General features: G+C 50.2%; 24 protein-coding genes. 4 read left to right on the forward strand and 20 right to left on the reverse strand.

What is annotated here, in order from left to right:
• Positions 1 to 55: 55 nt before the first annotated feature.
• Positions 56 to 493 (reverse strand): dihydroneopterin triphosphate diphosphatase, encoded by a 438-nt coding sequence (gene nudB, locus A7K98_RS10860; RefSeq protein WP_087488573.1) that lies wholly within the window; start codon positions 491 to 493, stop codon positions 56 to 58.
• Complete coding sequence (gene aspS, locus A7K98_RS10865) at positions 493 to 2,277, reverse strand: aspartate--tRNA ligase (RefSeq protein WP_087488574.1); 1,785 nt, start codon at positions 2,275 to 2,277, stop codon at positions 493 to 495. Before aspS ends, nudB begins: the two co-directional genes overlap by 1 nt.
• 237 nt (positions 2,278 to 2,514) lie before the next feature.
• Between aspS and A7K98_RS10870 the strand changes: the two genes are divergently transcribed.
• The 3 genes from A7K98_RS10870 (at position 2,515) to cmoB (ending at position 5,159) form a co-directional block, all read left to right on the forward strand.
• Positions 2,515 to 3,336, forward strand: a complete 822-nt coding sequence (locus A7K98_RS10870) for a DUF72 domain-containing protein (protein WP_087488575.1) — start codon at positions 2,515 to 2,517, stop codon at positions 3,334 to 3,336.
• Positions 3,337 to 3,465: 129 nt separating this feature from the next.
• Positions 3,466 to 4,194: a carboxy-S-adenosyl-L-methionine synthase CmoA gene (gene cmoA / locus A7K98_RS10875; RefSeq protein ID WP_087488576.1), complete on the forward strand. Its 729-nt coding sequence runs from the start codon at positions 3,466 to 3,468 to the stop codon at positions 4,192 to 4,194.
• Positions 4,191 to 5,159, forward strand: coding sequence for a tRNA 5-methoxyuridine(34)/uridine 5-oxyacetic acid(34) synthase CmoB (cmoB, locus tag A7K98_RS10880; RefSeq protein ID WP_087488577.1), 969 nt, complete (start codon positions 4,191 to 4,193; stop codon positions 5,157 to 5,159). Before cmoA ends, cmoB begins: the two co-directional genes overlap by 4 nt.
• A 25-nt stretch (positions 5,160 to 5,184) precedes the next feature.
• Here cmoB and cutC read toward each other — a convergent pair whose 3' ends face one another.
• Positions 5,185 to 5,916 carry a copper homeostasis protein CutC gene (gene cutC, locus A7K98_RS10885; protein ID WP_087488578.1) on the reverse strand — a complete coding sequence of 244 codons (732 nt, stop codon included), beginning with the start codon at positions 5,914 to 5,916 and terminating at the stop codon, positions 5,185 to 5,187.
• 295 nt (positions 5,917 to 6,211) lie between these two features.
• Positions 6,212 to 6,781: a VOC family protein gene (locus tag A7K98_RS10890; RefSeq protein WP_087488579.1), complete on the reverse strand. Its 570-nt coding sequence runs from the start codon at positions 6,779 to 6,781 to the stop codon at positions 6,212 to 6,214.
• 237 nt (positions 6,782 to 7,018) lie between these two features.
• On the opposite strand from A7K98_RS10890, the gene argS reads away from it, so the two are divergent.
• Complete coding sequence (argS, locus tag A7K98_RS10895) at positions 7,019 to 8,749, forward strand: arginine--tRNA ligase (RefSeq protein ID WP_087488580.1); 1,731 nt, start codon at positions 7,019 to 7,021, stop codon at positions 8,747 to 8,749.
• On the opposite strand, the gene A7K98_RS10900 is transcribed toward argS, so the two are convergent.
• The 16 genes from A7K98_RS10900 to otsB form a co-directional block, all read right to left on the reverse strand.
• Positions 8,727 to 9,158 (reverse strand): flagellar protein FlhE, encoded by a 432-nt coding sequence (locus A7K98_RS10900; protein ID WP_157665922.1) that lies wholly within the window; start codon positions 9,156 to 9,158, stop codon positions 8,727 to 8,729. The two genes, argS and A7K98_RS10900, sit on opposite strands and share 23 nt — an antisense overlap.
• A 47-nt stretch (positions 9,159 to 9,205) precedes the next feature.
• The gene (flhA, locus tag A7K98_RS10905) at positions 9,206 to 11,293 is read right to left on the reverse strand and encodes a flagellar biosynthesis protein FlhA (RefSeq protein ID WP_087488582.1); all 2,088 of its coding nucleotides are present in this window, start codon (positions 11,291 to 11,293) and stop codon (positions 9,206 to 9,208) included.
• Entirely contained in the window at positions 11,286 to 12,434 is a 1,149-nt protein-coding gene (gene flhB / locus A7K98_RS10910; RefSeq protein ID WP_087488583.1) for a flagellar biosynthesis protein FlhB, read from the reverse strand. The genes flhA and flhB overlap by 8 nt, the downstream gene beginning before the upstream one ends.
• Positions 12,435 to 12,570: 136 nt before the next feature.
• Positions 12,571 to 13,212 (reverse strand): protein phosphatase CheZ, encoded by a 642-nt coding sequence (gene cheZ, locus A7K98_RS10915; protein WP_087488584.1) that lies wholly within the window; start codon positions 13,210 to 13,212, stop codon positions 12,571 to 12,573.
• 9 nt (positions 13,213 to 13,221) lie between these two features.
• The gene (cheY, locus tag A7K98_RS10920) at positions 13,222 to 13,611 is read right to left on the reverse strand and encodes a chemotaxis response regulator CheY (RefSeq protein ID WP_087488585.1); all 390 of its coding nucleotides are present in this window, start codon (positions 13,609 to 13,611) and stop codon (positions 13,222 to 13,224) included.
• Positions 13,612 to 13,641: 30 nt separating this feature from the next.
• Positions 13,642 to 14,691 carry a protein-glutamate methylesterase/protein-glutamine glutaminase gene (locus A7K98_RS10925; RefSeq protein WP_087488586.1) on the reverse strand — a complete coding sequence of 350 codons (1,050 nt, stop codon included), beginning with the start codon at positions 14,689 to 14,691 and terminating at the stop codon, positions 13,642 to 13,644.
• Positions 14,688 to 15,560 (reverse strand): protein-glutamate O-methyltransferase CheR, encoded by an 873-nt coding sequence (gene cheR / locus A7K98_RS10930; protein ID WP_087488587.1) that lies wholly within the window; start codon positions 15,558 to 15,560, stop codon positions 14,688 to 14,690. Before cheR ends, A7K98_RS10925 begins: the two co-directional genes overlap by 4 nt.
• Positions 15,561 to 15,682: 122 nt before the next feature.
• Positions 15,683 to 17,350, reverse strand: coding sequence for a methyl-accepting chemotaxis protein (locus tag A7K98_RS10935; protein WP_087490466.1), 1,668 nt, complete (start codon positions 17,348 to 17,350; stop codon positions 15,683 to 15,685).
• A gap of 134 nt (positions 17,351 to 17,484) precedes the next feature.
• A complete protein-coding gene (gene cheW, locus A7K98_RS10940; RefSeq protein ID WP_232461524.1) occupies positions 17,485 to 17,958 on the reverse strand; it encodes a chemotaxis protein CheW in 474 nt (157 codons plus the stop codon).
• 25 nt (positions 17,959 to 17,983) lie between these two features.
• Positions 17,984 to 19,978: a chemotaxis protein CheA gene (gene cheA / locus A7K98_RS10945; protein ID WP_087488589.1), complete on the reverse strand. Its 1,995-nt coding sequence runs from the start codon at positions 19,976 to 19,978 to the stop codon at positions 17,984 to 17,986.
• Between the two features lie 17 nt (positions 19,979 to 19,995).
• Positions 19,996 to 21,096 carry a flagellar motor protein MotB gene (gene motB, locus A7K98_RS10950; RefSeq protein WP_087488590.1) on the reverse strand — a complete coding sequence of 367 codons (1,101 nt, stop codon included), beginning with the start codon at positions 21,094 to 21,096 and terminating at the stop codon, positions 19,996 to 19,998.
• A complete protein-coding gene (motA, locus tag A7K98_RS10955; protein ID WP_087488591.1) occupies positions 21,093 to 21,980 on the reverse strand; it encodes a flagellar motor stator protein MotA in 888 nt (295 codons plus the stop codon). The genes motB and motA overlap by 4 nt, the downstream gene beginning before the upstream one ends.
• A gap of 117 nt (positions 21,981 to 22,097) precedes the next feature.
• A complete protein-coding gene (flhC, locus tag A7K98_RS10960) occupies positions 22,098 to 22,670 on the reverse strand; it encodes a flagellar transcriptional regulator FlhC (RefSeq protein ID WP_087488592.1) in 573 nt (190 codons plus the stop codon).
• Positions 22,671 to 22,701: 31 nt separating this feature from the next.
• On the reverse strand, positions 22,702 to 23,019 hold the full coding sequence (gene flhD / locus A7K98_RS10965; RefSeq protein ID WP_087488593.1) for a flagellar transcriptional regulator FlhD: 318 nt from the start codon (positions 23,017 to 23,019) through the stop codon (positions 22,702 to 22,704).
• An 829-nt stretch (positions 23,020 to 23,848) separates the two neighbouring features.
• Entirely contained in the window at positions 23,849 to 25,237 is a 1,389-nt protein-coding gene (gene otsA, locus A7K98_RS10975) for an alpha,alpha-trehalose-phosphate synthase (protein ID WP_087488595.1), read from the reverse strand.
• Positions 25,237 to 25,995 (reverse strand): trehalose-phosphatase, encoded by a 759-nt coding sequence (otsB, locus tag A7K98_RS10980; RefSeq protein ID WP_087490467.1) that lies wholly within the window; start codon positions 25,993 to 25,995, stop codon positions 25,237 to 25,239. Before otsB ends, otsA begins: the two co-directional genes overlap by 1 nt.
• Between the last annotated feature and the right edge of the window lie 400 nt (positions 25,996 to 26,395).

Genomic DNA, 26,395 nt, shown 5'->3' on the forward strand with positions numbered 1-26,395 from the left:
TACAAAGCGCGTAAAACTGAATGCGCTTTTCATCCAATGACATCGCCCTGACGCATTAGCGGGCGATAAATTTTTCAATTGCTTCGCGGTTACTCCACGACTTAGTCAGCTCAGCTGCCTCATCCGCAGGCAGCCACTGGCTGGCTAAATGTTCGGTCAGTATCACCGCCTGTTCATCCGGCAGTGGCAACAAAAACCAGTGTTCCTGATTATGTGTCACTCCCGGAGCATAGCGATGCCGGTAATGCGGGAAGATCTCAAAACTAATCTGCTGCCTGCAATCAGTCAGCGCCAGCCCCTGTGCCGGGATATCGATCCCCAGCTCTTCCTTTATTTCCCGGACCGCTGCCTCGCCAGGCTGCTCACCGGGCTCCAGGCTGCCGGTCACCGACTGCCAGAACCCGGGATCATCCCGGCGCTGTAACATCAACACCCTGCCAGTATCCCGGGCATAAATTACGACCAGGACCGAGACCGGATGCTTATATTTCATTATTTGTTCTCAGATGATGGCTTTTCTTTCTTCACCACCTGCAGAGCCAGCTCTTCCAGGGCATCCGGATTAGCCGGGCCAGGTGCATCGGTCAGCAGACACGCGGCTGCGGTAGTTTTCGGGAACGCAATCACATCACGGATGTTATCGGTACCGGTCAGCAGCATAGTCAGGCGGTCCAGACCAAATGCCAGGCCAGCGTGCGGTGGTGCACCATATTTCAGTGCATCCAACAGGAAGCCAAATTTTTCCTGTTGTTGCTGTTCGTCAATACCTAACAGGCCAAATACTGCCTGCTGCATCTTACCGTTATGGATACGCACAGATCCACCGCCCACCTCATAACCATTGATAACCATGTCGTAAGCATTGGCAATGGCATCTGTAGGTGATGCAGTCAGCTGTTCAGGCGTCAGGTCACGTGGTGCGGTGAACGGATGATGCATTGCTGACATCCGGCCCTCTGCATCTTCTTCAAACATTGGGAAATCAACCACCCACAGAGGTGCCCAGCTGTTTTCATTTGTCAGTTGCAGGTCACGACCGGTTTTCAGACGCAGCGCACCAATGGCATCAGCCACCACACTGGCTTTATCTGCGCCGAAGAAAATCAGGTCACCGTCTGCTGCCGAAGTACGTTGCAGAATTTCCTCAATAATTTCATTACTCAGGAACTTCGCTACCGGGCTCTGAATACCTTCAGGAACCGCATCACGCTGGTTCACTTTCATCCACGCCAGGCCTTTAGCACCGTAGTTACCGACGAATTTGGTGTACTCATCAATCTGTTTACGGGTCAGTTGCGCTCCGCCCGGAACCCGCAGCGCGGCAACCCGGCCTTTAGGATCATTTGCCGGTCCGGAGAACACAGCAAACTCCACTTCTTTCAGCAGATCAGCAATATCAACCAGTTCCATCGGGTTACGCAGATCCGGTTTGTCCGACCCAAAACGACGCATCGCTTCTGCGAAAGTCATCTGTGGGAACTCACCCAAATCGACCTGACGAATTTCCTGCCATAATTCGCGAATCATCCGCTCCATGATTTCACGCACCTGTGGTGCGGTCATAAACGAGGTTTCTACGTCAATCTGAGTGAATTCAGGCTGACGGTCAGCACGTAAATCTTCATCACGGAAACATTTAACAATCTGATAGTAGCGGTCAAAGCCGGAGATCATCAGCAGCTGTTTGAACAGCTGAGGTGACTGAGGCAGAGCATAGAACTCGCCCTTATGCACACGGCTTGGCACCAGATAATCACGAGCCCCTTCCGGCGTTGCCTTGGTAAGCATCGGGGTTTCGATATCCAGAAACTCATTAGCATCCATAAAGCGACGTACAAAACTGCTGACGCGGGCGCGGGTTTTGAAGCGCTGAGCCATTTCCGGACGACGTAAATCCAGATAGCGGTATTTCAGCCGTGCTTCCTCGGTATTCACGTGGTTGGAATCCAGCGGCAGTGGTTCTGAGCGATTGATAATCGTCAGGCTGGTTGCCAGTACTTCAACATCACCGGTGGCCATATCTTTATTTCTGTTGCGCTCTTCGCGGGCACGTACTGTACCTTCGATGGTGATACAGAATTCGTTGCGTAATTCAGACGCCAGCGTAAAAGCCTGCTGGTAATCCGGGTCGAAAAACACCTGCACGATGCCTTCACGATCACGCATATCAATAAACACCAGGCTGCCGAGATCACGGCGGCGGTTAACCCATCCTGAGAGAGTGACCTTCTGACCCACATGGGACAGATTGAGCTTTCCGCAATATTCTGTACGCATAACGCTATCCTTTTTTGACCTTGCCGCAGCGGCCTGAACTGTGTCGGGAATCTTTACCGAAAATCACCGGCTGCAAAATGGGGCGTATTATACTGGAAAAACTGCCACAGGATAAGTATGCCAACATGAAAGCGGTTGATTACTCAACAATCAGTGCCTAAAGCTTTCGTTTTTGCGCAGTTTCAGGCTACTCTGCCCCGCCTGTCACTATAAAATGCTGTCTGAAAAGGAGAACCGGTGACTCTGCGAATTGGCTTGCCTCAGTGGCAACATCCCTGGTGGAAACGCGCCGGGCTGCATACTCTCGAAGATTACGCCCGGCATTTTGACTGTGTGGAGGGTAATACCACACTTTACGCCTTGCCGGATGCCGACACAGTGATGCGCTGGCGGGCGATGACCGGCAGTCAGTTCCGGTTTTGCTTTAAATTTCCGGCCACCATAAGCCACGGCGCCGAACTACGTGATAGTGCAGAACTGCTCAACGAATTTTTCCGCCGGATGGATCCGCTGTCAGACCGGATCGCCCAATACTGGCTGCAATTGCCCGCCCGCTTTTCCCCGGCACAGTTACCACAGTTATGGATCTTTTTGCAGCAACTGCCTGCTGCATTCAGTTATGGCGTGGAAGTCCGCCATCCTGAATTTTTTGCCCGCGGGGAGGCAGAACGAGCGTTGAACCGGGGGCTGGCGGATCGCGGCGTTAACCGGGTGATCCTCGACAGTCGGGCCGTGCATGCCTCAGCTTCCGTCAGCGCAGCGGCGCTCGATGCCAAAGCCAAAAAGCCCAAAGTTCCGGTTCATGCATTGCGCACAGCCGGACAACCGATGATTCGCTTTATTGGCAGTGACGAAACCCTGGCATCCGTCAATCTGTTTCATGACTGGTCTGCCCGGCTTCAGCAGTGGCAGTCCGAATCTTCACCTCTGCTGTTTATTCACACTCCGGAGATGGGCGAAGTGTTTCCGTTACTCCACCAGTTATGGCCTGAATTACAGCCACTCACAGCGGGTTTGCCGGCGTTACCGGAATGGCCGGACCAGCCGGCCCTGTTCTGAGTCTGTGGTCAGTTGTGGGCCATTCATCATGGCATTTCTGCCGGGCGGAGACTAAAAGTAACCGTGACGGATGCAGCCAGCGCCAGTTTCTGCGACAATAGCCGCTTTTAGGACCTTGCGGATAGTGTGATGTCTGACCGTGATACACTTTTTTCGGCGCCGATTGATAAATTAGGCGACTGGACTTTCGATGAACGGGTTGCTGAAGTTTTCCCTGATATGATTCAGCGTTCAGTACCCGGATATTCTAATATCATTTCAATGATAGGCATGCTGGCGGAGCGTTTTGTCCGGCCGGATACCCGTGTCTATGATCTGGGCTGTTCATTAGGCGCAGCCACCCTGTCAGTACGGCGGAATATTCACCATCCGGGTTGTGAAATTATTGCCGTCGATAATTCCCCGGCCATGGTAGAACGCTGCCGTCGGCATATCGATGCTTTCCGGGCACAAACACCGGTTCAGGTTATCGAGGATGATATTCGCCAGGTGGAAATCAGCAATGCCTCACTGGTGGTGCTGAATTTTACGTTGCAGTTTCTTGAACCGGCAGAACGTCAGCAATTACTGAATAAAATCTATCAGGGTCTGCTGCCGGGCGGAGCGCTGGTTCTCTCAGAAAAATTTAGTTTTGAAGACCAGACAATGGGTGACCTGCTGTTTAATATGCACCATGATTTCAAACGCGCCAACGGCTACAGTGAACTGGAAATCAGCCAGAAACGAAGCATGCTGGAGAACGTGATGCTAACCGACAGCGTCGCGACCCATAAGTCACGGCTGACTGCCGCCGGATTCCGGCATGCCGAACAATGGTTTCAGTGTTTTAATTTTGGTTCACTTGTGGCAATAAAATGATTGATTTTGGACGTTTTTATCAGCAAATCGCTACCGGCCCACTGGCTCCGTGGCTTGAGGTGTTACCGGCGCAACTGAGTCAGTGGCAGCGTGAAAATCTTCACGGGCATTTCCGTTTGTGGAAAAAGGCCATCGATCACCTGCCCCAACTCACCCCGGAACGTTGTGATCTGAAAAATGGTGTAACGGCCGACAGCGATAATCTGACACCACGCCAGCGCCAGGGCATCGAAACTCTGCTGCGCCAGTTAATGCCGTGGCGTAAAGGCCCTTATTCTCTGTATGGCACCGACATTGATACCGAATGGCGTTCCGACTGGAAATGGCAGCGTGTACTGCCGCATATTTCCCCGTTGGCTGGCCGTACAGTACTTGATGTCGGCTGCGGCAGTGGCTACCACATGTGGCGAATGCTGGGCGAAGGCGCGGCTCAGGTAGTCGGCATTGACCCGATGCAACTGTTTTTGTGCCAGTTTGAAGCTGTTCGCAAGCTGTTGGGCGATGATAACCGCGCACACCTGTTACCCGTAGGAATTGAGCAGCTTCCGGAACTGAACGCGTTTGATACCGTATTTTCAATGGGCGTTCTTTACCATCGTCGTTCACCACTCGATCATCTGATGCAGTTAAAAAATCAGCTGGTCAGCGGGGGGGAACTGGTACTGGAAACGTTGGTGGTCGAAGGCGATGAACATACCGTTCTGGTGCCCGGTGAACGCTATGCCCAGATGCGTAATGTCTATTTCCTGCCTTCCGCAGCCGCGCTGAAAAACTGGCTACAGAAATGCGGTTTTACTGATGTACGTATCGTAGATCACGCTCTGACCTCTACCGACGAACAGCGCAGGACCGACTGGATGACCAGTGAATCACTGGCGGAGTTTCTCGATCCGGATGATCAACAACTGACTGTAGAAGGCTACCCGGCACCATTGCGGGCAGTGCTGATCGCCAGTAAACCCTGAGTCAAGGTAACCGGCGACCTGCCGGTTACTGCATCATACTTTTCATTGCTGCCACCATTTCACCATCGACCACATAACGCGTGAATTCGTCTTCAGGTGAAATTGAACTCATGCTGACCCCGGCTTTACGATAATGCATTGGTGAACTGACCGGTTTGCTGGCTGAACTGTGAACCTCGGTCAGCCCCGCGCCGGTAAAGCGGTGCAGATTACTCAGCCTGACGCCTGAACCGGCCATAATTACCGGTCCCCGGCTACGAACGTTAAGTTCAGCCAGTAATGCCAGGCCATTCTCTGCCCGCTCCTGTTGGCCTGACGTCAGTATCCGCGCAACTCCAAGATCGGTCAGTTCCTCCAGGGCACGGTAAGGATTCTGGCATTGATCAAATGCACGATGGAAGGTCACTGGGATACCCTCACACAACGCCATAATCTGCTGCATCCGCGCTATATCAATGTGTGCATGCTGATCAAGAATTCCGACGACCAGTCCTGCAAAACCCAGCTCTTTTACCTGAGCAATATCCGATTTAATCGCCCGGAACTCAGCCTCGCTGTAACAAAAGTCACCACCACGGGGACGAATAATCGGATGTACCGGTACTGAAACCTGTGTTATCACTTCCTGTAATACGCCCAGTGACGGGGTCAGTCCGCCTTCATGGGGTGCAGCGCAGAGCTCGATACGGTCAGCTCCGGCCTCAGCTGCCTGTATTACACAATCCGGACCGTAACAACAGATTTCCAACGTAGTCATGACCCTCTCCTTATCAAATGTCGTTGTGTCTGTAGCATTGATACGTCGCGGTGCCTACTCACCTGTAAGCAGACCGTCTAACGTGACGGCTAATAATGACACCAGATGGCAGAGAAAGGATCGACCGGTATCACAGTGACAGCGATAAGCAGGTAATTTTTCATAGAAAAATGAAATAACTGCCAGAATAATCTGATGGTTATTCTCACAATGTCCCCGCTGCGTTATTACCGGGGCTGACAGTAAGTTGCCGGAGGCAGAACTCTGCCCCCGTTTCTGTCCGGGCTACTGTTGCTTAGCGCTGTTGTTCGCTGGCAACAATCTGTTCGAGGGTATAAGGATGAAATTTGATGGTGGTTTTACCGTCAGTTACTGCCAGGGTTGGATTTGGCAGACAATCGTGCTGGCCCGCGGGAGTACTGGTTTTAAAAGAGATTCCCGGCTGGGTCAAACCGTGGTCAGCAATCAGCGCCATCGCCCGTTGCCCGACAGTTTCCGGCTCCCCGGGCAGTACCACTTCAATATGTTCCCAGCCTTCATGCGGGTAATGCTTATTACCAGGCCAGGGTAGCTCTATAATATGCATATGCCAGTTAAGTAAACGCAGTGGCTGATGTAACCTGAACAGGCAAACCGGGCGCTGGTTAATTTCCGCACGGGAAAACATCTCTCCCAGTTGCGAAAGTCCCTCAAACCAGCGTTCTGCCGTCGTATTCTGGTGACAACGTACCGAGATGTGATCAGGCTGTAAGTCTGCCAGGGAGAGTCCCAGCCGATGGGCAAGCTGGCTGAGATCGCCGGCAAAACGTTGCAGGTCATCCGCAAGATCCGGCAGCAACCGGGCAAAAGAAGCAAAATCGCTCATAGTATTCCGTCAATAATAAAATCCGCGCCGCTATTTTTGCGGGTCCGCTGTCACATGTAAAGTCTGGCGATTAAACCGGCTCACAGGCTTCTGCCCACAGATCCCATCAGACTACTGACGTCCGCCGGGCTTTCACGTATACTGCCCGACTAAATTTCGATTACTGCCTCTTATGTTATCTGCAGCAGCCTGTTGCAGGTACGGTAAGAGGTTATAACAGCTTATGAAGGTAATTCGGTGAATATTCAGGCTATTCTTTCAGAAAAAATCAGTCAGGCAATGATTGCAGCCGGCGCTCCTGCCGACTGTGAAGCACAGGTTCGTCAGTCCGCAAAAGCACAGTTCGGTGACTATCAGGCCAATGGTATTATGGCTGTAGCCAAAAAACTGGGCCAGGCCCCGCGACAACTGGCAGAACAGGTGCTGAGTCATCTTGACCTGAACGGAATTGCCGTAAAAACCGAAATCGCAGGCCCCGGGTTTATTAATATCTTCCTGGACCCGCACTGGCTGGCCGCTCAGGCAGAACAGGCACTGGCTTCCGATAATCTGAATGTTGCACCGGTCAAACCTCAGACTATCGTGATTGACTATTCTGCACCGAACGTCGCGAAAGAGATGCACGTGGGTCACTTACGCTCAACCATTATTGGTGATGCTTCAGTCCGTACCCTGGAATTTCTTGGCCACCATGTGATCCGCGCCAACCATATCGGTGACTGGGGAACTCAGTTCGGTATGCTGATTGCCTTCCTGGAGAAGAAACAACAGGAACAGCAGACAGAAATCGCCCTGTCCGACCTGGAAGCTTTTTATCGCGAAGCTAAACAGCTGTACGATCAGGATGAAGCTTTCGCTGAACGCGCCCGCAGTTACGTGGTGAAACTTCAGGGTGGCGATGAATACTGTGCTCAGATGTGGAAAAAACTGGTGGATATCACCATGGCACAGAACCAGCATAACTATGACCGTCTGAATGTGAGTCTGACCCGCGACGATGTGATGGGTGAAAGTCTGTATAACTCTATGTTGCCGGGAATTGTCGCTGATCTCGAACAAAAGGGCCTTGCGGTTGAAAGTGAAGGTGCCGTTGTGGTTTACCTTGATGAGTATAAAACCAAAGAAGGCGAACCTATGGGCGTCATCATCCGTAAAAAAGATGGCGGCTACCTGTACACCACCACCGATATTGCCTGCGCCAAATATCGTTATGAGACACTGAAAGCAGACCGCGTACTCTATTATATTGACTCGCGTCAGCACCAGCACCTGATGCAGGCCTGGACCATTGTCCGCAAAGCCGGTTATGTGCCGGACAGTGTGCCTCTTGAACACCATATGTTCGGCATGATGCTGGGTAAAGATGGTCGTCCGTTCAAAACCCGTGCGGGAGGGACGATTAAGCTGGCAGATCTGTTAGATGAAGCACATGAACGTGCCCTGAAACTGGTCAGTGATAAAAATCCTGATATGCCGGCAGATGAGTTGCAGCAACTGGCGGAAGTTATTGGTATTGGTGCGGTAAAATATGCCGACCTGTCGAAAAGCCGTACCACTGATTACGTGTTCGACTGGGATAATATGCTGGCATTTGAAGGTAACACTGCCCCGTATCTCCTGTATGCCTATTCCCGGGTGCTGTCAGTGTTCCGCAAAGCGGGCATCAGTGAGCAGGCTACCGAAGGTAAGATTATCCTTGGTGAAACACGTGAAGCCGCACTGGCTACCCGTCTGTTACAGTTCGAAGAGACAGTATTGCAGGTAGCCCGTGAAGGCACGCCACATGTGATGTGTTCTTACCTCTACGAACTGGCGGTACTGTTTTCTGGCTTTTATGAACACTGCCCGATTCTGGCAGCAGAAGATGAAGCCACCCGCCAGAGCCGCCTGAAACTGGCCAGTCTGACTGCCAGAACTCTGAAAACCGGTCTGGATACCCTGGGTATTAATACCGTCGAACGGATGTAACTGGCGACCCTGTGCCAGCGCGCAGGGTGCTTTGCTGACCGGCAGTCCTGTCGCGGGATTGCCGGTAAGTCACCTGGATTTCTGCACAACTCACCCGCAGTGCAGGCGGGATAACCGCCCCGCTCTCTGTACGAAATCGTAAATAAAACACCTCGCCGGAATGGCTGTCGTTGAACCAGCGACTGATCCCTCGTGCTGCATCCGTCAGAATACAATCTCTTCCCCTGCAGATCTGTGCCTGAAAACCTGCCGGAGCGGCAGCAGTTAACTGATAAAACCAACCTGTGTTAATAATCCGGGCATCAAGCGGCAAACTGATTCGAAACGGTAATGTAGCCACCCATCGCCCTCTGGCAGTCACTGCCGGCCCCGCAACACGGTCGCTGACAGTGATATCAGCAGCAGACACGGGCCCCGACAGCAGAGCAGTCAGCAACAGTATTAGCTGTCTCGCGTTCACAGAGAATTGCCGATGGTGGCAGTCTGACGGATTTGCCGGTGTGCATTCACTTCTGCCGCTGACATCACCACCAGTTGTGGAAAACTGCGGCGTAAATATCGGGACAACAACTGGCGCAAACCTGGCTGCACGACCAGGACCGGGGAAACGCCCTGCGCTTCCTGGGTGGTGATAGCAGCAGCCGTCTGCAGTGTCAGTTGTTCAGCTAATCCCGGTTCCAGACCACTGCCACTCTGAATTACCTGTAGCAGTAAAGTTTCGGTGGCGGGTTGCAGACCAATCACCAGCATCTCATCATTGCCCGGAAACCATTGCTGAGTTATCGCTCTGCCGAGGCTGATACGTACTGCGCTGGTCAGCAGATCACTGTCAGTAGTCACCGGACTGTGTTCTGCCAGCGTTTCAACAATAGTACGCATATCACGGACAGAAACCTGCTCACTCAACAGATTTTGCAGCACTTTATGCAGCGTGGTCAGGGTTAACAGATCAGGGATCAGACCTTCGGTGAGTTTAGGCATTTCACGACTCACTCGCTCCAGCAACAGCCGGGCTTCCTCACGACCGAACAGTTCACTGGCGTACTGACTGATCAGGTGATTAAGGTGGGTAGCGACTACGGTACTGGCTTCTACCACGGTATATCCCAGGGTCTGAGCCTGATCCCGTAACGCACCATCAATCCATTTTGCCTGCAGCCCAAACGCGGGGTCATGGGTGATATCACCGGGCAATTCCCCGCTGGCTCCGCCGGGATTAATCGCCAGCCACCGTCCTGGCCAGACATCCCCACGGCCAATTTCAACACCTTTCATGATTATTCGGTAGCCGGAAGCCGGCAGGCTCAGGTTGTCACTGATATGCACGGCCGGGGGCAGAAAACCCATCGCCTGGGCAAATTTTTTACGAATACCCCGAATCCTGCCAGGTAAATCACCCTGTTGCAGTTCATCCACCAGCGGAATCAGCCGGTAACCAACCTCCATCGCCAGCGGATCTTCAAGTGCCACATCTTCCCAACTTACGTCGGTTATCACGGGTTCTGGAGTTTTGGTGCGTTGCTGTTGCTGACGACTGGCTGTCTGTAGTTCCTCCCGCCCTTTCAGCCACCAGGCAAGCAGCAGCAACCCGGCGGTAAACAGTAAAAACACCAGATTAGGCATTCCGGGAACAATCCCTAACAGTCCAAGCACTGCTGCACTCAGTAACATCACCCGTGGATGACTGAACAACTGCGTGACCATCTGTTCACCGACATTACTGTCAGTACTGACCCGGGTCACTATCACCCCGGCCGCTGTAGAGATCACCAGCGCAGGAATCTGGGCGACCAGCCCGTCACCGATAGTCAACAATGTGTAGCTGGCGGCGGCCTGACCGACATCCAGGCCATGCTGTACCACGCCCACCAACAGTCCGCCGATGATGTTAATTACCATAATCAAAATGCCGGCAACGGCATCGCCACGAACAAATTTACTGGCACCATCCATTGAGCCATAGAAATCGGCCTCCTGCGTCACTTCATTTCGCCGGGCTTTGGCTTCATCTTCACCAATCAGACCCGCATTTAAATCGGCGTCGATAGCCATTTGTTTGCCCGGCATACCGTCCAGCACAAAACGCGCCCCAACCTCGGCAATACGTCCTGCGCCTTTGGTAATTACCATAAAATTAATCACCACCAGGATAACAAACACTACAATTCCGATAGCAAAATTACCGCCCACCAGGAAATGGCCAAAGGCTTCCACAACTTTACCTGCCGCTGCTGCTCCGGTATGTCCCTGCAATAAAATGATTCGCGTCGAAGCAATATTCAGTGCCAGTCGCAATAACGTCGCAAACAGCAGTACGGTAGGAAAAGCCGCAAACTCCAGCGTTTTACGGGTAAACATGGCTACCAACAAAACCATCACTGACAGCGCGATATTAAATGTAAACAGCAGATCGAGCAGAAACGGGGGTAACGGCAATACCATCATTGCCAGTATCATCAGAATCATTACCGGCCCTGCCAGTACCTGCCACTCTACATCGCTCCAGCGTGCAGGCAGCCGTAGTTTCTTTGCCAGATTATCCATGCTGTGAAAACTCTCCTGTCATATCCATTTGTTGTGGTACCTGCAAATTTTGGGGGGCTACCGGACGACTTCCGCCCACGGTACTCCAGCGACGAAGTTGCCAGACCCATGCCATTACTTCTGCAACCGCGCCATATAACGCTCCGGGAATAAAATCTCCAGGTTCTGTATGGCGATACAGCGCCCTGGCCAGTGGTGGAGCCTCAAGCATAGGAATATGGTGCTGGCCAGCCATCTCACGAATTCGGGCAGCCAGTTTGTCACGCCCTTTGGCGACAACCTTAGGTGCATGCATCTTCCCTTCCTGATATTGCAGAGCCACGGCAAAGTGAGTCGGGTTTGTCACAATCACATCCGCTGTGGGTACTGCCGCCATCATCCTGCGTCTGGCTGCCGCACGCATTTGCTGGCGAATCCGGCTTTTAACCTGTGGATCACCTTCCTGCTGTTTATACTCATCCCGCAAATCCTGGCGCGACATTCGTAACTTTTTTTGATAGCTATATAACTGCCAGAACACATCAAATCCGACCATCGGAATCATGCTTAGCACCACCCAGATACCGCATGGCAGCACCAGTGACAGTCCGCAGGGGATAGCTTCACTGACCGGCATTGCCAGTAACGCCAGAAAAGCATCCCAGTGACTGAACAGGTAGCTACCGGCGGTGCAGCAACTGACTACCACTTTGAGTAATCCCTTGGTCAGTTCTGCAACCATCTGCCCGCTGAACAATCGTGCGAAACCACTGACCGGATTCATTCTGCCGGGATTAAATTTCAGGGATTTGCTGCTGAGCGAGATGCCACCCAGTAACATAGGTGCAGCGGCAGCAACCAGCATCACACCGCATAGTACCGGCAATACCGCCAGGCAACTTTGCCAGAGCAAACGGCTGCTCAGCAGCAACGGGTCACCATCACGAACCATTCTCTGACCAAAATGTAGCCCGCTGCGCATCATAGTTTTCATCGCACCGGCAACAGGTTCGGCACTGATGCGCAGTAGCAGCAAACCTGCCAGTAGCATCAGTAATGAGGTCAGTTCGCGTGAGCGGGGAATATCCCCCTCTTCACGGGCTTTCTCTATTCGCCGTGCACTGGGGGCTTCTGTTTTATCGTCCTTATCCTGATCTGCCACGAAAGTACTCTTAAAGATCAAAAATCAGAGCATGACAGAGTTCAGAGACGACTATCGGAGGTATATCCTGAGAAATTTCCGGCTATTCTGCGGATCAGCGGACCGCCACAGGCAACCCGCGATTTCCGCCGAAAAATCAGAATCCGAGACTGTCAAGCAGATCATCGACCTGATCCTGATTGGCGATGACCCCGCTGGCATTACTGTCAATCTGTGGGCCGTTAAGCAGGCTGTCTTCACGGGCAGTGGAAGGGCTCACTGAGTCCGGAATATTCTCCAGCAACACGACCAGTAATTGCCGTTCAATTTCCTGAATCACCTCCATCATGCGTTTTATTACCTGACCGGTAAGATCCTGGAAATCCTGTGCCATCATGATTGACAGCAACTGCTGATTGGTAAATGCCGTATGCTCAGGTACCTCAGCCAGAAACTGGCGGGTATCTGTCACCAGTTGCCGGGCTTCGGTGAGCTCAATCGGGTCAGCAAACCACTGCTCCCAACGGCCCGATAATGCCGTTGCCTGTTGCTGTAACTGATCCTGATGAGGCTGTGCTGCTTCCACACAGCTTAATGCCCGGTTAGCAGCCTGAGCTGTCATCTGCACGACATAATCGAGCCGGTCCCTTGCGTCCGGAATGGCTTCTGCAGCATCGGCGATTGCCTGTTCAAGGCCCAGTTCCCGCAGATTGTCCCGTAACATTCGTGTCAGCGACCCCACTTTAGTGACAATGTCACGTACCGACCTGTCATTATCTGGCAGTGGAACATGGCTCATTAGCGCCCCCTAAATACCGAGTTTTTCGAAGATTTTATTCAGCTTCTCTTCCAGGATAGCCGCCGTAAACGGCTTAACTACATACCCGCTGGCACCTGCCTGTGCAGCTGCGATGATATTCTCTTTCCTGGCTTCCGCAGTGACCATCAGTACCGGCATTTCTGATAATTTTGCGTCGCCACGAATGCTGTGGAGCAGTTCCAGCCCGTCCATATTGGGCATATTCCAGTCTGTAATTACGAAATCAAAAGCACCGGCCTGGAGTTTATGCAGAGCATCGGCACCGTCCTCCGCTTCTTCAACGTTGGTGTAACCCAGTTCTTTTAATAAATTACGCACGATGCGCCGCATCGTATTGAAATCATCAACAACCAGAAAATGTAAATTACTGTCCGCCATGGTTCTTTCCTTTAAGTTTGGCCCGGTTCACTAAATACGAATCGATTGTCCGTGGCTGATGTGTGTCAGCATCTGCTGACTAATTTTTTCGAGATCGACCACATCACAGGCGGCCTCCAGCAATATCGCTTCGCGCGGCATGCCGAAAACCACGCAGGTGGATTCGCTCTGAGCTATCGTCCAGGCGTTTGCCTGACGCATTTTCAGCAATCCCGCCGCGCCGTCATTCCCCATTCCGGTCAGGATCACCCCAACGGCATTGCGCCCTGCGTAACGTGCTACCGAGTCAAATAACACATCTACCGACGGGCGATGGCGATTGACCGGTTCTCCTTCATGCAGCTTTATCTGGTAATTAGCACCGCTGCGTCCCAGTTCCATATGCATCGACCCCGGAGCAATATAGGCGTAGCCGGGTAATACCCGCTCCCCGTCCTCAGCCTCTTTTACCGTGATCTGGCAGATGCGGTTCAGGCGTTCGGCAAAGGAATGAGTAAACCCAGGGGGCATGTGCTGAGTGATTAATACTGCCGGAGAAGCTGCCGGTAAGGTCTCAAGGACTACCCGCAGCGCTTCTGTGCCTCCGGTCGAAGAACCGATGGCTATCAGTTTCTCACTGCTCAGAATAGGGGTAGTGTTCAGGACCCGGGGAGCTGCTCCGGTAACCGGACGATACAGCCTCGCCCGGGCCGCGACGCGAATTTTTTCGGCAATCACCTGACAATAGGCCAGCATACCTTCTCGCAATCCCAACTGGGGTTTGGTGACAAAATCCACAGCGCCCAGCTCAAGCGCCCGCAGGGTGACTTCGGATCCTTTTCCCGTCAGGGAAGAGACCATAATCACCGGCATCGGCCGTAGCCTCATCAGTTTTTCCAGAAACTCCAGTCCGTCCATGCGTGGCATTTCCACATCCAGGGTGAGCACAGCAGGATTAAATTGCTTAATCAGCTCACGTGCCACCAGCGGGTCCGGAGCCGTGGCAACCATCTCCATATCTGGCTGACTGTTCACGATTTCTGTCATCAGCTGGCGCATTAATGCCGAATCATCGACACTTAACACAGAAATTTTGTTCATTGCCTTTCCTTAGCAAGGCTGTAGACCGTCTTGCCTCGTAGCCAAAAATCCTGACTTATCTGACTAAAGTTTTCTGAATGACCGGCAAACAACAAACCGCCAGGCTTCAGATAGCGAACCATTTGACGGAGTATGGCTACCTGCGTAGATTTATCGAAATAAATCATAATATTGCGACAAAATATCGCATCGAACTTCTCCGACAGTTTCCAGTCAGGACTCAGCAGATTAAGCTGGAAAAAATGCACCAGATTACCCAGTTCAGGCCGGATACGAACCTGCCCCTGCTGCGGCCCTTTCCCGTTCAGGAAAAATCGCTGTAATTGCTCCGACGACAGCGCATCCAGAGCTTCTTTGCGGTAAATCCCGTTGCGTGCTTTCTCCAGTACCTGAGTATCAATATCACTGGCATACACCTGAAACTTACCCGGGCCGGCCCCCAGCGTTTCGGCGAGGGTAATGGCTATTGAATAAGGTTCTTCTCCTGTCGATGCCGCACAACTCCATACCTGGTAGCATCCCTGACGCTGGCGGGCATGTTCGGCCAGCAGTGGAAAATGATGGGCTTCGCGGAAAAATGAAGTCAGATTGGTGGTTAACGCATTGATAAATTCCTGCCATTCGCTGCTGTTCGGCTGACTTTCAAGTAAGGCCAGATACTGGCTGAAATCATTCATCTGCAACAGACGCAGCCGCCTCATTAACCGGTTGTAGACCATTTCCCTTTTATGAGAAGCCAGTACAATCCCCGCTCTTTGATAGATTAGCTGGCAAAGACGCTGAAAATTCGCTTCGGATAACAGCAGTTTATGTGACTGGCTGGCAACAGGTTTGGTCTGCCGTACAGAGCTGTTTACTTGTTTTTCCATGAGTTCCTAACGCCATCCTTTACGTCATTCAACGGAGAACCGTTCCGTTTATGATTACCCGGACACAAAACCAGAGGCGGTCCGTGACGGATGCCGGGTGCTGCCCGGCACTCACAGTTTGCTTAAAAAGTTTCCCAGTTATCAGCCGAATTCCCGCTGTCCTGCCCGCGTACCACCGGCGATCTGAGGCCAGAGTTTCCGGGTAACAGCCTGACTTCACTTTCCGGTAGCGCCTGCCCGATACGGAAGACAGCAACTGCCTGTTTCAGTAAGCCGGCCTGTTCTTCGAGTGTGGCCGCCGCAGTAGCAGACTCTTCAACCAGGGTCGCGTTTTGCTGGGTCACCTGATCCATTTCGGTCACCGCAGTACTCACCAGGTCAATACCACGACTCTGTTCTTCTGAGGCCGAGGCAATTTCGCCCATGATATCGGTCACCCGGGTCACTGCATTCACGATTTCACCCATGGTGGTACCTGCGTTTTCCACCAGTTGTGAGCCGGAGTCGATACGATTAACCGAGTCTTCTATCAGGATTTTAATTTCTTTAGCCGCCTGAGCACTACGTTGTGCAAGATTACGTACTTCACCAGCAACCACCGCAAAACCACGCCCCTGCTCACCGGCACGTGCGGCTTCAACGGCAGCATTCAGTGCCAGGATATTAGTCTGGAAAGCAATTCCATCGATCACGCTGGTGATATCGGCAATCTTTTTAGAACTGCCGGCAATGTCTTTCATAGTGGTCACTACGTTATCAACCACATTTCCGCCATGACGTGCAGTATCAGATGCGTTCAGAGCCAGTTGTGACGCCTGACGGGCGTTTTCCGCATTCTGTTTTACAGTTGCCGTCAGCTGTTCCATGCTTGATGCGGTTTCTTCCAGAGAGGCCGCCTGCTGTTCGGTGCGGGCTGAAAGATCGGTACTGCCATTAGCGATTTCACTGGCTCCGGTGTAAATAGACTCTGAGCTATCACGGACCATACCTACGGTATTTCTCAGCTCCTGCTGCATAAACCGCACGGTGCTGAGCAGTTCACCCATTTCATTACTGCTGGTCACTTCTATGACATGAGTAAGATCACCATTAGCCACGTGGCGAATATGTTCGATACCCTGACGTAGTGGTTTCAGCAAAATACGGTGCATTCCCATCCATACCAGCCCCACCACCAGTATGGTGACAAGCAGCATCCCTGCCAGCATCCATTCAGCATGCAGGAAATCTTCGTTGCTTTGGTCAATTCCCTTATCAGTCAGCTCATCATTGCGTTTGATCCAACCGTTGTAATGCCCTTCAAACAATTTTTGTTTATCCAGTACTGGTAAATTAACAAATTCGGAAATTCTTCCTTCATCAACCAGCGTCAGTAAACTGAATAACCCTTCGCGGTAACTTTTGTAGCTTTTCTGCAGTTCATGCTGGCGGGAATCCTTCTGGCCGCTTTCGGTCAGTGCACCAAGATAATTTTGATACTCTTCATCCGCCAGTTTCATCTGGCTGCCGGCATTCTTCAGCAAATCTGAAACCATTTTGCTGCGTTGCTGCTGGTCGGTAACCTGTTGTGAACTAATCGCAGCAAGGCTGATATCATTTCTGGCTTCGAGTAACGCATTACTCATTCCGGTAATATATTGCTGCTGATCACGCAATACCTGACTAAACGAAAAGTTGTCTTTACTGTGTTTGAGCATCTGAAAAAAGATGCCCCCGCTTAATATCTGTAATATAGCCATCAGGCAAAGCACACATAACAGACTGGTGACGATTTTCATCCGACTGAACATAATGACCTCTGTAATAAGCATGATTCTGCTTATATCGGCAACCCGAAATAAATCTTTATTTACTACCCGCTATTATTTACAGAAATAAAAAAGGCGACATTATGTCGCCCGGATAAGGATGGCTATCTGGTTATTTATCGGAGTGTATCTACCAGCGCCATTTCGTCACTGCTGAGTAATTTTTCTATATCAACCAGAATCAACATCCGGTCCCCCCTGGCCCCTAATCCGGTCAGATATTCAGTGGCCAGAGTCACTGTAAACTCAGGAGCTGCACGGATATCATCCTTGCTGAGCGCCAGCACATCTGACACTCCGTCAACCACAATGCCCACTACTCTGTTTTTCAGATTGAGCACAATCACCACTGTGTTTTCATTATAGTCGACATTATGCTGCAAAAATTTAATTCGCATATCCAGAATAGGGACAATCACTCCCCGAAGATTTGTCACTCCTTTAATAAAAGAAGGCGTATTGGCTATTCTTGTGACGTGATCATAACCACGAATCTCCTGAACTTTTAGTATATCAATACCATATTCTTCATCGCCAAGCGTAAAGATAAGAAATTCCTGAGCAGCTATTTCTTCAGCTATTTTTTCCACATACCCCCCGCATATTCACTTATTCTCAGAGATTACCCGGCTTTGCGGATAAACATTTATCCCGGTGAAATGACTGCAATACCGCAATATCGACGATAAATGCGACGCTGCCGTCTCCCATAATGGTTGCTGCAGAAATGCCTTCAACTTTCCGGTAATTACTTTCAAGATTTTTTACCACCACCTGATGCTGACCAATAAGCTGATCAACCAGCAGAGCGTATCGCTTACCGGCAGTTTGTAAGATAATGGCAATACCCCGGGTTGGGTCCTGATGAGCATTCTCAACTTCAAATACCGCCGATAACGCCACCAGAGGCAGATATTCTCCACGAACTTCCAGCACCCGTTCTCCCCCGGCCAGTGCTTTCAGGAAGTCACGTTCCGGCTGCAACGACTCCATAACCGCGTTGAGAGGCAGGATAAAAACTTCATTACCCACTCTCACCGACATACCATCGAGAATAGCCAGCGTCAGAGGCAACAGAATGCGAATGGTCGTCCCCTGTCGTGGCTTTGAACTGATTTCGACATGGCCACCCATTTGCTGGATATTTCGTTTTACTACATCCATACCTACGCCACGACCTGACACATCAGTGACCTGTTCGGCGGTAGAAAAGCCCGGTGCAAATATGAGTAAGCCGATATCGTCATCACTCATGTTATCGTGCAGTGGAATGCCCGATGAACGAGCTTTTGCCAGTATTTTTTCGTGGTTTAGTCCCGCACCATCATCTGTGACTTCGATACAAATATTGCCGCCACGGTGCTCGGCCGACAGTATCAGGTGGCCGGTTTCTGATTTACCACTTTCCAGACGCTGCCGGGGGGACTCTACACCATGATCCAGGCTGTTTCGCACCAGATGGGTCAGTGGGTCAATAATGCGCTCTATCAGGCTTTTATCCAGCTCCGTTGAGCTGCCCTGCAGTGTCAGTTCGACTTTTTTCTCCAGTTTTGCAGCCAGATCTCTGACCAACCGTGGAAAACGGCTAAACACGTATTCCATCGGCATCATCCTGATCGACATGACAGATTCCTGAAGATCGCGGGCATTACGTTCCAGCTGACTCATGCTGTTAAGTAAGTCACCATGAATTCCTGGTTCCAGGGTATTCGCATGCTGTTGTAGCATCGACTGGGTAATGACCAGTTCCCCTACCAGGTTAATCAGCTGGTCAACCTTCTCTACTGCCACCCTGATACTGCCGGATTCGCTGGTTTTCATCGCCGGGGCGGATTGCCTGGCGGATTTTACCGGCGGTTCGCCAGCGGCTTTAGCAGGATTATCGCCCGTCACTTTTTCGTCGCGCGGTAACTGAAGAAAACGAACCTGTTGCTCATCGATAACAAAGCAGAGTACTGCGAACAAATCGCCTTCACTCACCCCGCTGATAGTCGCCTCCAGAGTGTCCGGTTGCTGCACAATCTCTGAGACCTTACCAAGATTTTGCAATTCGCTGAGCAGGAGTTCAGCTTCATTATTTTTCAGTGACTCCAGCCTTAACCGCACCGGTTTATCACTGCCACTCTTGTTATCGGAGCCTGCATCAGCACCGGTATCGGAAGGTTCTGCAGAGAATTGCCGGTCCGCTTTTTCGGGCGCGGTTTCTGCGTTGCTGTGACCGGAATCATTACCAAGAGCTATCTGGCGTAGCATTTCGCAAACATAGCGAAAACTCTCTTCATCTGGTTTTTGCGACGATTTATAAGCATTTAGCTGCTCTTGCATAATATCTTTGGTTTCCAGAAACATATTAATGATAGCGCTGCTCAGTGACAGCTCACTGCGCCTGGCACTGTCGAGTATATTTTCCAGGATATGCGTCGTTTCCTGTAATACAGTGAAACCAAACGTCGCCGCCCCCCCTTTAATCGAATGAGCTGCCCTGAAAATAGCATTTAGCTGTTCAGAGTCGGGGCTCTCAGGGTCCAAAGCCAACAGGTGCTGTTCCATATCAGCCAGTAACTCGTCGGCTTCATCAAAAAATGTCTGATAAAAATCACTGATATCCATTGTCACGTAAGCTGCCTTTATTGGTCTGTTGAGGGCGTTACTGCCGCGGGTGTGGGTTCAGCTTCTGCCGACGCTGGCGCTGGTTGCTGAATCGTGGTCTCAGGCGCAGACGGCAAGGTATTTACTGCGGACCCCGGGGTAGCCTGATGAGGTTCTTCCGGTGCAATGGTGCCATCTGTACCACTTTCGGACGGCGCCGGTGTCGGCGCTGGTGTAGTATTATCGGGCACAGGTTCTGACAGTTGCAGCTGATCCGGTTCTGACACAGTGATGGCCTGCTCTTCACTGTTTTCTTTTTCAATTGCCTCCTGCGCATCCTCAGTCAACACCAACAGACTGATCCGCCGGTTTTCCGCGTTGTCACCGTGCACATTTTTTAATTTCATCGTATTAGCCATACCAAGCACGCGCAGCACTTTCCCCTCATTCAGTCCACCACGCACCAGTTCCCTGCGGGACGCATTGGCGCGGTTAGCAGAGAGTTCCCAGTTACTGAAACCTTTTTCACCGGCCTGATACTGATAATCATCGGTATGCCCGGCAATGCTGATATCATTGGGAACATCATTAAGTATCGGTGCTATCGCCTGCATGATAGTGCGCATATACGGTTCGACTTCTGAGCTGCCACTTAAAAACATCGGTCGTTGTTTACTGTCGATGATCTGAATCCGCAGACCACTACTGACCATAGTGATTAACAGATGTGGGCGCAGAGCTTTCAGTCGCGGATCTTTCAACAGCATGTTTTCCAGTTTCTGTTGCAGATGTTTCAAACGACGATTGTCCTGCTGATGTTTGCTATCTGCTTTTGGGGCAACATGATTGACCTCTCCTTCCTGGCGCGTCACATCCTCTCCGCCACCTGGCACCACACTGACACTGTCGCTACTACGGCGACCGCCGGATAACGCAACCTTCAGCGGCGTCTTAAAATACTCGGCAATCTGCTGAAGCTCTTTCGGGGTAGATACCGACACCAGCCACATCACCATAAAGAAAGCCATCATTGCGGTCATAAAATCGGCATAGGCTATTTTCCAGGAGCCGTGACTCCCGTGATGTTCTGAGGATTTGCCCTTTTTGACTACGATTATCTGGCGTTCATTCGTTTTCATGCGTCGGCTTCCGCTGAGGATTTATTCACTGACTTGTTATCACGCACATGATCTTCCAGCTCTGTAAATGAAGGCCGTTCACTTGAATAGAGGACTTTACGGCCAAACTCGACCGCTATCTGTGGCGGATAACCATGCATATTCGATAACAGGGTGATTTTTATACACTGCATCATTTTGGTATTTTCGGCATATTTCTGTCGCAGTACTGAGGCCAGCGGTGTGATAAAGTCATATGACAAAAGGATCCCCAGGAATGTCCCGACCATCGCATGGGCAATTAATTCGCCCAACTCAGCCGCCGGACGATCTGCGGAAGCCAGCGCATGAACAACCCCCATCACCGCAGCGACAATCCCAAAAGCCGGTAATCCGTCACCGGCAGCAGCAATACTCTGCGCCGGAGCGTCGCTTTCATGTTCGTAGGTTTCTATTTCTTCATCCATTAATGATTCGATTTCAAATGCACTCATATTGCCACTGATGATCAACCGCAAATAATCAGTCATAAAATCAATAATCATTTTGTCAGACAGAAGTCTCGGGTAGAGCGTAAATAATTCGCTTTCAGCAGGAACTTCAATATCTTTCTCCAGAGCCAGCACCCCTTGCTGACGTGCCTTAGACAACAACTGAAATAACAATGTCATCAAATCAAGATAATGTGCTTTGGTATACTTTGAGCCACGTAATAATAACGGTAACGCTTTGAGCGTTTTTTTGATCGACTTACCGTTATTCCCGACAAAAAAAGCCCCAACGCCAGCACCGCCGATTATTAACAACTCTGTCGGCTGATACAAGGCACCCATTTCCCCGCCGACCAGTGCATATCCTCCCAGCACTGAACCGATAACCACAATATATCCCAGAACAATTAACACGGAGAACCCCTTACGTTACCGATAACTCTGCGAATTTAATTGTGCCGGAAATATTAAAAACTAATAAAAAAGCAGCGAAATACAACGCTGCCGGATATTGAATAAAGTTAATACAGATTAGTTTTTAATTTTCTCATCCAGCACATATAAGCTGTTATCGGCACTCTCTTCCGGAAGTTTACGTTTTTTAACTGCCCTTGAAGGAGGCTGGCATAAACTACAAATAAAACTGCCCCTGGGCTGATGGGCATGATTTACAAACTCTCCATGGCAGCAGCGACAGGGAGAGAGTTCCAGCATTCCACTTTCCACAAAACGAATTAATGTCCAGGCACGGGTCAGTGCCAGTAAAGGCCCTTCATCAGCGGGTGGACATTGTTCAAGATACAAGCGGTAAGCGGCTATCAGCGCGTCAACACCTTCTGTTAAATGAGTTTTTTGCATAAACAACCAGGCGTGAAAAAAAACCGTGGCATGAATATTATGCTCCCACGTCATAAACCAGTCTGTGGAAAATGGCAGCATTCCTTTCGGTGGCGGGCAGCCTTTAATTTCTTTGTATAACCGGATTAAACGACCACGACTCAGCACGGTTTCACTTTCCAGCAATTGCAGCCGTGCGCCAAGCCTGATCAGTTCAGTGGCCAGCTGAATATCATGCCCTTCCTGTATAACGCTGTGTGCTTTCATCTCTTCCTCCTGAATTTTGCCGGTAAGTTATCTAAGAAACTGATTGCAGGAGTTCACTGGCCAGCATAATTCCGGTATGAATTTGCTGCATATCATCTACTCTCGACTCACGGGTCAGACGTTGAATAATAGTGTAATCCATAAACCGTAGTTTGCATATTAACTGGTTAGTTTCTGCAAGTTTGACTAAACCTGGTAGCGTCAGTTCAGCCAGTTTATTCGCCATTGGTTCGTCGATTCCCAGACGAAACATCGCTGAAGTTTTATCCTGGCTAATTAACTGCTGGGCCAAAAGTAAATATGAAAGATTAATGTCGTAAATATGTTTCACCAGACTAACTGTATTCATTTTATTTTCCTCTCGATTAAATTATGAACTGACGCACAAAGACTGGCCGGATTGGGCATTTTATCGGCAACACCCTTCCAGAAAACTTATCTCTTCGAAACTAACTCACAAGATTAGATAATAAGATATAACCCAAAAACAACAGTTAACGGATAAGTGACGCTTCTGCAAAAAACACACAACTTCCTTTTTTCCTGTTTTATGGGATTTATCTTATTTGAATTTAACTGTTCGCTGACGCGCGCACAATGACTTTTTCTATTTATTTACCAGTGAAATTGACTTGGATCATTTTATAAACACCACTGTATTCTTTTGAGAGTAATCCACCTGGTTATAATTTTTTATCAAAAACTGCTGTGAATAGCCAAATACATATAATAACAAACCAGATATAATCATGTTTACTGACAAAATGGTAAATAAAATTTCTGTTTTTATTAAATAAACAACAAATATACCTACTTTATTCAACTGCATAAGTATTCAGTGGTTTATTTTCGTTAGTGATTACAGTGTTGTGCCACCCGGAATTAAAGATAGCAGTACAAAATAAATACCCACCACGACACTGCATGACTATTTAAATCCAACAACAGACGAAATAAATTCCCCTTCCTCGTTAAAGTTTTTATTAAACGAAATCGATCAATCTAATAAGTCAGAAATATGCATCGCAGAAAGATATTTACCACTGGTATAAAAATAAAAGCTATTATGCCGATATAGTCATGCTCAACTGGCAGTAAACTGCATGCCGGCAGAACGCACTCTGACCGGCATAGATATTGATGTCTGGTGAATGGCGGGGCTAATCAGACCGAAGATTTCACTTTGTCTCATCTGCTAACTGCTTAAGATCATGCAGAAAGCGGTCCCGCCAGCGATCAATCGTTTGCAAGGTTAACACTGACATCATCTGCTGATATCTTTCCCTGCGTTCATCCAGCGGCATAGTTGTCGCCTGATTTATGGCTGCGGCGACTTCGCCCCGATCATAAGGGTTCACAATCAATGCACCACTTAGTTCATCAGCAGCACCCGCAAAACGGGAAAGTATCAGCACTCCCGGGTCATCAGCATCCTGTGCCGCGACGTATTCTTTTGCCACCAGATTCATGCCATCACGTAACGGTGTTACCAGAGCAATATCTGTCAGCCGGAAGATTTTCATCAGCAACCGTCGGTCAAAATGCTGATTAAGGTAATAAAGAGGTGTCCAGCTTAAGGTGCCATATTTACCGTTGATCCTCCCTGCTTCTGATTCCAGTTGTTGGCGGATTTTTTGATAGGCCTGTACTTCCCCCCGGGAGGTGGGCGCTATCTGAGTAAAGCGGATCCTGCCACGGTGTTGCGGATAGTTCTCCAGAAACTCTTCATATGCCTGAAACCGCTCCGGCAGCCCTTTTGAATAATCCAGTCGTTCACAGGCAATAATATTTTTTGCTTCTCCCAGAGAATTACGAATCGCAGCGATCTTTGGTGGTAAAGGACCGCTGGCCAACTGTCGGATAGCTTCGGGTTCAATACCAATCGGATAATGCCCGACACTGAACGTCTTGCCATAAGCCTGCCATCGCCCGTCAGGGGTAGGTGTCAGCGGCGTCAGCTGAGCAAGAGAACTTAGAAAAGACTGTTTATCTCCTTCCGTCTGAAACCCAAGCAAATCATAGGCACACAGCATCTGCATAATTTGTTGATGATCAGGTAATGCGGTAAAAACTTCCGGAGCAGGGAACGGAATATGCAAAAAGAACCCGACAGGTTGCTGGTTACCCAGTTTTCGTAATTCGTCGGCCAGTGGCATCAGATGGTAATCATGCGCCCAGATAATATCCTGTGACTCAAGTAAAGGTTGCAACCTCTGCGCCAGCAGTTTGTTCACGCGACAATACCCTTCCCAGGCAGTGCGTTGATAATCCACTAAATCAAGCCGGTAGTGAAAAGCTGGCCAGATAACAGCATTGGAATACTGAGTGTAATAGAGGTCATAATCATTTTGATCCAGACTGAAGGACGCATAAGTAATCCCGTCACTGACCATCACCTCCAGCGGCTCTTCCTCTCCGGAAATTTCGGCAATCTCTCCGTTCCAGCCGAACCATACCCCGCCACTATGTTTAAGGGCATCCAGTATTCCGACTGCCAGACCACCAGCACTGGCTTTTCCTCCCACTGGCAGGACAATACGGTTTGATACCACAACTAATCTGCCCATCAGGTTGACTCCTTATATTGATCAATTGCCGGAGCTGCCTGAACACCGGCATTTAGCATGCTGGCTATCCACTGATGAACCTCAGTTGTGCTCTCCAGCCGATATTTTGCCAGTGTTTTACCCTGGCCAATTTTGACAGAAATCCCTCCGAGGCTGTTGACAATACTGAACCCCCGTTCGTCCGTCAGGTCATCTCCCAGAAACACCGGAATCCGGCCGTGGAATGGCGAGGTTTGCATAAATTCTTCAATCGCTTTTCCTTTATCAATGTTGGAAGGTTTCAGTTCGACCACACATTTACCCGCGATCAGAGTCAGCGCGGGTATCTGGCTGACAACCTGACGGGCCAGTGCTTCTGTTTGTTCAGCAAAATTCCGGGCCTGGCGGTAATGCAAAGCAAACGCGATACCCTTTTTTTCCAGCCGGACACCGGGTAAGTCTGCAATTCCTTGTTTTAGTTGCCGCTCAGCTTCTGTCAGCAACTCAGCTTCGGGCATCATCCGGTTAACTATGCCGTGATTATCTCTGCGCTCCGCGCCGTGAACCCCTGCGGCTGGCAGTAGCGCCGGGGCCAGTAGTTGATCAATCTGAATTAACGGCCGGCCGGAAATAATGGCAACCGCCCCGCAGGATTTCTGAAACAATAACTGCAGGTTGTTGCAGACGTCAGCCGGTACCGTCACCAGCTCGGGTGTTGGCTGTAGCGATGCCAGGGTTCCGTCTACATCAAAGAAAAAAGCATTTTCTCCGGGATTCATCACCGGAAGTGATCGTTGGTGTTGTTGCACATTTAGCTCCTGTCTGTAGTGCTAACCGGAAGCGAGCAGTGCTAAGCCACTGAGTAACGGCAAACACGCCGTAACAGTAAAACTGCTCGTCGTGCCGGGAGATACCAGAATGAACGCGTAAACAGGTATCAGGCAGGCCTGGCAATGATGCCAGTGAATCTCAGCCATTATTTGATGACTGCATCCTCAGGGAAATTCTGATGATATACAGTCAAAATAATTTGCTGAATAATTATCAAAACCGATTTAAGTATAGACGTTTTTCCCATCTTTACCTTCCGGGACGATGCCCGCAACTATATTCAGGAAAATAACGCGCAACCTGTGCCATCTGAGCCGTAGCCTGTCAGCAGAGATAATTGTGTTTCAT

This window comes from Tatumella citrea, from assembly GCF_002163585.1.
Taxonomy (GTDB): domain Bacteria; phylum Pseudomonadota; class Gammaproteobacteria; order Enterobacterales; family Enterobacteriaceae; genus Tatumella; species Tatumella citrea.

Excerpts from the sequence above, each read along its gene's own strand:
- nudB (WP_087488573.1), bottom strand. The coding sequence starts at position 493 with ATGAAATATAAGCATCCGGTCTCGGTCCTGGTCGTAATTTATGCCCGG.
- aspS (WP_087488574.1), bottom strand. The coding sequence starts at position 2,277 with ATGCGTACAGAATATTGCGGAAAGCTCAATCTGTCCCATGTGGGTCAG.
- cmoA (WP_087488576.1), top strand. The coding sequence starts at position 3,466 with ATGTCTGACCGTGATACACTTTTTTCGGCGCCGATTGATAAATTAGGC.
- cmoB (WP_087488577.1), top strand. The coding sequence starts at position 4,191 with ATGATTGATTTTGGACGTTTTTATCAGCAAATCGCTACCGGCCCACTG.
- cutC (WP_087488578.1), bottom strand. The coding sequence starts at position 5,916 with ATGACTACGTTGGAAATCTGTTGTTACGGTCCGGATTGTGTAATACAG.
- A7K98_RS10890 (WP_087488579.1), bottom strand. The coding sequence starts at position 6,781 with ATGAGCGATTTTGCTTCTTTTGCCCGGTTGCTGCCGGATCTTGCGGAT.
- flhA (WP_087488582.1), bottom strand. The coding sequence starts at position 11,293 with ATGGATAATCTGGCAAAGAAACTACGGCTGCCTGCACGCTGGAGCGAT.
- cheZ (WP_087488584.1), bottom strand. The coding sequence starts at position 13,212 with ATGAGCCATGTTCCACTGCCAGATAATGACAGGTCGGTACGTGACATT.
- cheY (WP_087488585.1), bottom strand. The coding sequence starts at position 13,611 with ATGGCGGACAGTAATTTACATTTTCTGGTTGTTGATGATTTCAATACG.
- A7K98_RS10925 (WP_087488586.1), bottom strand. The coding sequence starts at position 14,691 with ATGAACAAAATTTCTGTGTTAAGTGTCGATGATTCGGCATTAATGCGC.
- cheR (WP_087488587.1), bottom strand. The coding sequence starts at position 15,560 with ATGGAAAAACAAGTAAACAGCTCTGTACGGCAGACCAAACCTGTTGCC.
- A7K98_RS10935 (WP_087490466.1), bottom strand. The coding sequence starts at position 17,350 with ATGTTCAGTCGGATGAAAATCGTCACCAGTCTGTTATGTGTGCTTTGC.
- cheA (WP_087488589.1), bottom strand. The coding sequence starts at position 19,978 with ATGGATATCAGTGATTTTTATCAGACATTTTTTGATGAAGCCGACGAG.
- motB (WP_087488590.1), bottom strand. The coding sequence starts at position 21,096 with ATGAAAACGAATGAACGCCAGATAATCGTAGTCAAAAAGGGCAAATCC.
- flhC (WP_087488592.1), bottom strand. The coding sequence starts at position 22,670 with ATGAAAGCACACAGCGTTATACAGGAAGGGCATGATATTCAGCTGGCC.
- flhD (WP_087488593.1), bottom strand. The coding sequence starts at position 23,019 with ATGAATACAGTTAGTCTGGTGAAACATATTTACGACATTAATCTTTCA.
- otsA (WP_087488595.1), bottom strand. The coding sequence starts at position 25,237 with ATGGGCAGATTAGTTGTGGTATCAAACCGTATTGTCCTGCCAGTGGGA.
- otsB (WP_087490467.1), bottom strand. The coding sequence starts at position 25,995 with ATGAATCCCGGAGAAAATGCTTTTTTCTTTGATGTAGACGGAACCCTG.